The sequence below is a fragment of the Okeania sp. KiyG1 genome (assembly GCF_014132355.1).
GTDB lineage: Bacteria > Cyanobacteriota > Cyanobacteriia > Cyanobacteriales > Microcoleaceae > Okeania.
This window is the reverse complement of record NZ_BLZO01000021.1, coordinates 1-572: the sequence shown is the minus strand read 5'-3', so window position 1 is coordinate 572 and position 572 is coordinate 1. Positions and strand designations below refer to the sequence as shown.

Here is a 572-nt window from a genome sequence, read left to right as displayed (position 1 = left end):
CCCTATTCCCTATTCCCTCCATACCTAAAAGCGATAACTTTTTAGCTTGATTCTTCCATTGAGATACATCGGTTTGATTATATAGTGTTCAGGAATTAAATATAAGAATTTTACTATTTGATAAAAGTCGATAGTATAGTGATTTTGATATTCATAAAACACAGTTTTTTCTTGATTCTCTGTTGTCAAGACCTCACAATTAAGAGAAAATTTCTATAGATATAAAGTATATGGCAATCCTAAATTATTTGTCATGATTTTCTGGCTTCGGTTTTCGTTATTCCCTATTCCCTATTCCCTATTCCCTCCATACCTAAAAGCGATAACTTTTTAGCTTGATTCTTCCATTGAGATACATCGGTTTGATTATATAGTGTTCAGGAATTAAATATAAGAATTTTACTATTTGATAAAAGTCGATAGTATAGTGATTTTGATATTCATAAAACACAGTTTTTTCTTGATTCTCTGTTGTCAAGACCTCACAATTAAGAGAAAATTTCTATAGATATAAAGTATATGGCAATCCTAAATTATTTGTCATGATTTTCTGGCTTCGGTTTTCGTTATTC

General features: G+C 29.7%; 2 protein-coding genes. Both read right to left on the bottom strand.

Features of this window, described 5'->3' with window-relative positions:
* Nucleotides 1–24 precede the first annotated feature (24 nt).
* Nucleotides 25–189: a hypothetical protein gene (locus tag SAGCYANO_RS02210; protein ID WP_202218588.1), complete on the bottom strand. Its 165-nt coding sequence runs from the start codon at nt 187–189 to the stop codon at nt 25–27.
* Nucleotides 190–313: 124 nt separating this feature from the next.
* Entirely contained in the window at nt 314–478 is a 165-nt protein-coding gene (locus SAGCYANO_RS02205) for a hypothetical protein (RefSeq protein ID WP_202218588.1), read from the bottom strand.
* Nucleotides 479–572: the final 94 nt, after the last annotated feature.